The following is a 6,281-nucleotide window of genomic DNA, read 5'->3' on the forward strand; positions in this document are numbered from 1 at the left end:
CGGCCGGACGGGTCACGGGAGCGGCATGGTGGTCGACTCCCGGACCACGAGCCGGCAGGGGTGGGCGTGCCGGCCGGGGGAGGGGGAGCCGTTGATGGCGGCCAGGAGCATCTCCGCCGCCGACCGGCCGAGCCCTTCGAGGTCGAGATCGATGCTGGTCAGCGGCGGCTGGCAGGCCTCGGTCATGACGTCCCAGTTGTCGAAGCCGATGAGGGCGACGTCCTGGGGCACCCGGCGGCCGGCGGCCCGCAGCGCGTCGCAGACGCCCCGGGCGATCTGGTCGCTGCCGCAGAAGACGGCGTCGAACTCGGACCGGCCGGCGAGGAGGATGCCGACGGCCTGACGGCCCCACACCTCGCTCCATCCGCCGAACAGCGGCGGCGCGACCAGGGACAGCCCGTCCTCGGCGAGGCGCTCGGCGGCGGCCGCCGCGCGCACCCGGGCGGAGTTGTGGTGCTCGGGCCCGGTGACGTGGGCGATCCGGGTGCGTCCGACGGCGAGGAGGTGCTCGACCGCCTTGCGGGCGCCGCCCGCCTCGTCGGGGACCACGGAGCAGTCGCCGGGGTCGGCGGAGCTGATGAACGCGTAGACCACGGGCACGGGCAGGTTGGCGCCGATGGGCGCCCGCGCCTCGGTGCGCCGGCCGGTGACGATCATGCCGTCGACCCGGCGGCTGAGGAGGGTCTTGACGTAGTACTGCTCGCGGATGGGATCGTCGCGCCCGTCACAGAGGAAGACCGACATCTCCCCGGCGCCCAGCGCGTCCTCCGCGCCCATCAGCACGGGGATGCTGAACCGCCCGATCGTGTCGGTGGTGATCATGCCGACCGTGTAGGTGCGGCCCGAGTGCAGGCTGCGGGCGCCCGCGTTGGCCTCGAAGCTGAGCTGCCGGGCCGCCTCCCTGACGCGCATGCGGGTCTCCTCCCGCAGCGATCCGCGTCCGTTGAGCGCCTTGGAGGCCGTGCCCACCGACACCCCGGCCAGCGCCGCGACGTCGGCGATCGTGGCATGACGCTCCAGCTTTCCCACGTTTCCTCCACTTTCCTTGAGGGGTTGCCTGGCACCCACTCTATAGGCCGTACGTGCGACGACGAAGCCGCTGTAACAACGCGGAAACAGGCTATTGACGGCCTGGAAGGCGGTTGGATACCGTGACGGCAATCGTTTTCCTAGTTTCCTAACGCGAGCGACTTGCCCCAGGGCTTCTCGCTTCGCCACGCACCAGGGAGGTCCGCCTCGGCGGACCTCCCACGTCCCTCGCCATGAGCCGGAGACTCCTCGGCGGCGTGCCGGACGACCCCTGCACGACCCCTGCACGACCCCTGCACGAGCACCGCACGACCACTGCAGGACCACTGCAGGACCACTGCTCCACGAAAGATGAGGCATGACTGAGCAGAAGTTGTCAGAGACCTCCCCGGCCGACCTCCGTGGCTCGGCGGAGCCGGTAGCGCTGCGTGGTTCTGCGGGGCCTGCCGCGCTGCGTGGTTCTGCGGGGTCTGCCGCCCCGGGGCCCGGGGCGGTCGCCGCGCTGTGGCCGCTGAGCCCGGACCAGGCCCGTCTCGATCCGGGAGGACTGCTGGGGCAGTGGCAGCGGCGCAACGCCGCGGACACGCTGCCGCACTGCGTGGACAACCTGCACCGCGCCGGGAACATCGGCAACCTCCGCGCCGCCGCGGGTGAGCCGGACACGGCGTTCGCCGGCATGTGGTTCGCCGACTCCGACGTCCACAAGACGCTGGAGGCCGCCGCCTGGGAGCTTGGCACCTCGCCCGGCGACGAGGCGCTGCGGTCGTTCGTGGAGGACACGGTCGCGTTGCTCGCCCGCGCCCAGCAGGCGGACGGCTACCTCAACTCCTACTTCACGGTCGTCGCACCGGACGAGCGGTGGCGCAAGCCCGACTGGAGCCACGAGCTCTACTGCGCCGGCCACCTCTTCCAGGCGGCGGTGGCCGCGGCCCGCACCGGCGCGAGCCCCGAGCTGGTGACCGTGGCCCGGCGGTTCGCCGACCTGCTGGTGGAGCGGTTCGGCCCGGACGGCGTCGAGGAGGTCTGCGGGCATCCGGAGATCGAGACCGCGCTCGCCGAGCTCTATCGGCTGACCGGCCACCGGCCCTATCTCGATCTGGCGCGCCGGTTCCTCGACCTGCGCGGACGCGGGCTGCTCGGGCACGGGCGGTTCGGGCCCGCCTACTACCAGGACCACGTGCCCGTACGGGAGGCCCGCGAGGTCACCGGCCATGCCGTACGTCAGCTCTACCTGCTGGCCGGGATGGTCGACGTGGGCGTGGAGACGGGCGACCACATGCTGCTGGACGCGGCCGAGCGACTGTGGGAGGACGCCGTCAACCGGCGCACCTACGTGACCGGGGCGCACGGCTCGCGCCACCGCGATGAGGCGTACGGCGACCCGTACGAGCTGCCGGCCGACCGGGCGTACGCCGAGACCTGCGCGGCGATCGCGAGCGTCCACCTGAACTGGCGGCTGCTGCTGGCCACCGGCCGGGCCCGCTACGCCGACGAGATGGAGCGGGCGCTCTACAACGCGGTCGCCCCCGCCGTGTCGTCCGACGGCAGGCACTTCTTCTACTCCAACCCCCTCCAGTTGCGCACGGGACATTCGAGCTCCGGCGAGGAGGCGGCGGCGCGCCGGTTGTCCTGGTATTCGTGCGCCTGCTGCCCGCCCAACATCGCCCGGCTGATGGCCTCGCTGCACGGCTATCTCGCGACCGCCCACGACGACGGCCTGCAGATCCACCTGTACGCCTCGGGCAGCGTGGACGCCGTGGTCGCGGGCGCCGCCGCACACGTGGACGTACGCACCGAATATCCCTGGCAGGGCCGGATCGAGCTGACGGTGAGCGCCGAGACCACCGCCTCGTGGACGCTCTCGCTGCGCGTGCCGGCCTGGTGCGACGCGTACACGGTCAGGATCGACGGCGGCCCGGTGATGGCCCCCGTGCGGGACGGCTACATCCGGCTCACCCGGGTCTGGGCGCCGGGCACGACGGTCGTCCTCGACCTCGACATGCCCGTACGGCACGTGACCGCGCATCCGCGCGTGGACGCGGCGCGGGGCTGCGTCGCCCTGGCGCGCGGCCCGCTCGTGTACTGCCTGGAGCAGGCCGACCTGCCGCCCGGCACGGTCCTCGAAGACGTGCGGCTCGACCCCGCCGCCCCCGCGGTCACCGCCGCGTCGACCACATCGGGCGAGAACACGCCGGACATCCCCGTCGTGATCAACGTCGGAGGGCAGGTCGCCCACGTGGGCGACTCGCTGTACGTCACCGGGAGAAGGCGGGAGCGGCCGGGCACGCCGCTCACGCTCACGGCGGTGCCGTACTTCCTGTGGGGCAACCGGAGCGAGGGCCCGATGCGGGTCTGGATCCCGGTCGCCACGCCATGATTCCGCGGGCCGCAGACCATGCACAGACCATGCACAGACCATGCGGCCCGCGGCGACACAGGGAACCGCCCGCGGCGCGCGCCGCCGGATTCGGGGCGGGCGGTTCCCGGCTTCACCTCCTCTCCACCCCCCACCTGAGCCCCAGAAAGAGCGAGGTAGGTACATGCGCAGACCCCGACGCACGACCCCGCTGCCCGCGCTGGCCGTATCGCTGTCCGTATCGCTGTCCGTGTCACTGTCCGTGTCACTGGTCGGGGCGCTCGTCCCGATCGCGCCCGCCGAGGCGGCGGGCGCCACCCTGACGGTGAACGTGGCCCAGCCCTTCCGGCCCGTCACCCAGGTCGCCGCCGGCGGCCTGTACGGCCTGGCGGAGAACAGCAGGCCGGCCGACTCCGCGCTGCTGCCGCTGAAGGTCAACTCGCTGACGCAGCCCGCGCCGGGCGTGGGACAGCGGCCCAACGGCCAGCCGCCCGGCGGCGACGCGCTGCTCGTGGCCCCGCAGGCCACCCGCGTCGGGGCGGGGGAATTCATCCGGATGCCGGACATCTACCCGAACTTCCCCTATCAGTGGGTGAGCTGGAACGACTGGCTGGCGAAGGTGAACACGATGGCCGGGGCCCGCCGCAACGCGACCACGGTGACCAACGTCATCGGCTGGGAGCTGTGGAACGAGCCCGACTGGACCTGGAACACCTCCGCGGCCGGGTCGTTCAACGACGGCTGGACGCGCACCTACCGGGCGGTGCGGGCGCTCGACACCACGACGCCGATCGTCGGCCCGAGCACCTCCTACTACAACCGCTCCTGGTTGTCGTCGTTCCTGAGCAGCGCCAAGGCCGCGGGCACGCTGCCCGACGTCATCTGCTGGCACGAGCTGGGCGACCCCACCGCCATCGCCGCGCACATCGCCGACTACCGCTCCCTTGAGTCCTCGCTCGGCATCAGCCCCCGCCGCATCGCGATCAACGAGTACGCCGCGACGAGCGAGGTGGACGTCCCCGGCCGGATCGCCAGCTACGTCGCCAAGTTCGAGCGCGCCGGCGTCGAGATGGCCCACCGGGCGTTCTGGTACGAATACGGCACCATGAACGGGCTCGTCGTCAACAACAGCCAGCCCACCGGCACCTGGTGGCTCTACAAGTGGTACGGCGACATGGCCGGCCGCATGGTCGCCACCACCCCGGCCACCCAGACCGGGCTGGACGGCTTCGCCTCCTACGACTCCACCCGCAAGATCGTCAACGTGGTCTTCGGCAACGAGTCGGGCACCAACACGGTGCGCGTCACCGGCATCGGCGCGCTGGGCTCCTCGGTGCGGGTGACCCTGCAGTCGACTCCCGCGAGCGGCCGCTTCACCGCCGTGACCGCGCCCACGACCATCTCGACGAGCACCTCCACCGTGAGCAACGGGCAGATCAGCGTCTCGGTGCCGAACATGTCGGCGACGAGCGCCTACAACCTGGTGATCCAGCCGGTCGGCGGCGTGCCGTCCTACCAGCAGCGTTACGAGGCGGAGAACGCGTCGGTCTTCCGCGCCCAGCGGCTGACGAGCTCCAGCGCGTCCGAGGGCGGTTACGTGGGGCGCATCGACAACAACAACGGCGACCACACCACGGACAGCTACGTCGACTTCGTGGTGAACGTGCCCACGGCCCGGGCGTACACGATGACCATCGGCTACGCCAACGGCACCGGGGCGACCGCGACACAGGGGCTGGCGTACAACGGCGGCGCCTGGACGACGGTCAGCTATCCGCCCACGGCCGGCTGGGGCCAGTTCGGCGCGACGGTGAGCACCACGGTGAACCTGCGGGCGGGCTACAACGTGATCCGCCTCGCCAAGGGGTCCCCCTACTTCGACGGCGGGACCGGCTATGCCGAGCTGGACTACATCCAGCTCACTTGAGCGCCACCCGAGCTCTCCACAGCGCGGGTTCGCACCCTGACCGCGCAGACCCGCTCCGGTGAACGAGATGACAGCGGCCGGACGCCGGCCGTCGAAAGGAAGAACGATATGAGAAGCCTCGACAAAGGCCGGCGCGCCGCCGGTCTGGGCCTGGTGGTCCTCGCCGTCGCGGGCGGTCTGACCGCGTGCTCGTCACAGCCCGACGGCACCGATGCATCTTCGGCGGGTGCGAGCCAGGCCGCCGGGGGCGGGACCTACACGATCTGGGACCCCTACCCGCAGTTCGACGACTCCTCCGACTGGGTGAAGCTGCTCTCGCAGTGCGGCACCCAGGCCGGGGTGACCGTCAAGCGGACCGGCTACGACACCACCGACCTGACGAACAAGGCGCTGCTGGCCGCGCAGCAGGGCAACTCGCCGGACGTGCTGATCGTGGACAACCCGGTCGTCTCGACGCTGGCCGAGGCCGGGGTGCTGACCTCGACCGACGAGACGAAGATCGACACCTCGGCCGCCTCGCCGAACCTGCTCGCGGCCGGTCAGCTCGGCGGCAAGACGTACGGCACCCCGATCGGGGCCAACACCCTCGCCCTCTACTACAACAAGGAGGTGCTGAAGAAGGCCGGGGTGGACGCCGACGCGGTGAAGGACTGGGCGTCGCTGACCGCGGCCCTGGAGAAGGTGAAGGCGGCGGGCAAGAAGGGCATCACGTTCGCAGGCATCGGCACCGAGGAGGGCAGCTTCCAGTTCCTGCCCTGGTTCTGGGGCTCCGGAGCGAACCTCACAAAGCTCGACTCGCCCGAGGGCGTCGCGGCGCTGTCGCTGTGGGCCGACTGGGTGAAGAAGGGTTACGCGCCGACCTCGGTCATCAACAACACGCAGACCACGAGCTGGCAGGAGTTCGCGACCGGAGACTTCGCCTTCGGGGAGAACGGCACCTGGCAGCTCGCCAACGCGAAGAAGACGGGT

General features: G+C 71.4%; 4 protein-coding genes. 3 read left to right on the forward strand and 1 reads right to left on the reverse strand.

The features are described from left to right. Positions 1-12: 12 nt before the first annotated feature. Complete coding sequence (locus FLX08_RS34770; RefSeq protein WP_244313110.1) at positions 13-1,029, reverse strand: LacI family DNA-binding transcriptional regulator; 1,017 nt, start codon at positions 1,027-1,029, stop codon at positions 13-15. Positions 1,030-1,387: 358 nt separating this feature from the next. Here FLX08_RS34770 and FLX08_RS34775 point away from each other — a divergent pair, with 358 nt between their 5' ends. The 3 genes from FLX08_RS34775 to FLX08_RS34785 form a co-directional block, all read left to right on the forward strand. Beyond that, complete coding sequence (locus tag FLX08_RS34775; protein ID WP_142624508.1) at positions 1,388-3,406, forward strand: glycoside hydrolase family 127 protein; 2,019 nt, start codon at positions 1,388-1,390, stop codon at positions 3,404-3,406. Between the two features lie 163 nt (positions 3,407-3,569). Continuing rightward, entirely contained in the window at positions 3,570-5,312 is a 1,743-nt protein-coding gene (locus FLX08_RS34780) for a carbohydrate-binding protein (protein WP_142624509.1), read from the forward strand. Between the two features lie 108 nt (positions 5,313-5,420). Beyond that, on the forward strand, positions 5,421-6,281 hold an 861-nt coding region (locus FLX08_RS34785), incomplete at its 3' end, for a sugar ABC transporter substrate-binding protein (protein ID WP_142624510.1).

This window comes from Microbispora hainanensis, assembly GCF_006874475.1.
Taxonomy (GTDB): domain Bacteria; phylum Actinomycetota; class Actinomycetes; order Streptosporangiales; family Streptosporangiaceae; genus Microbispora; species Microbispora hainanensis.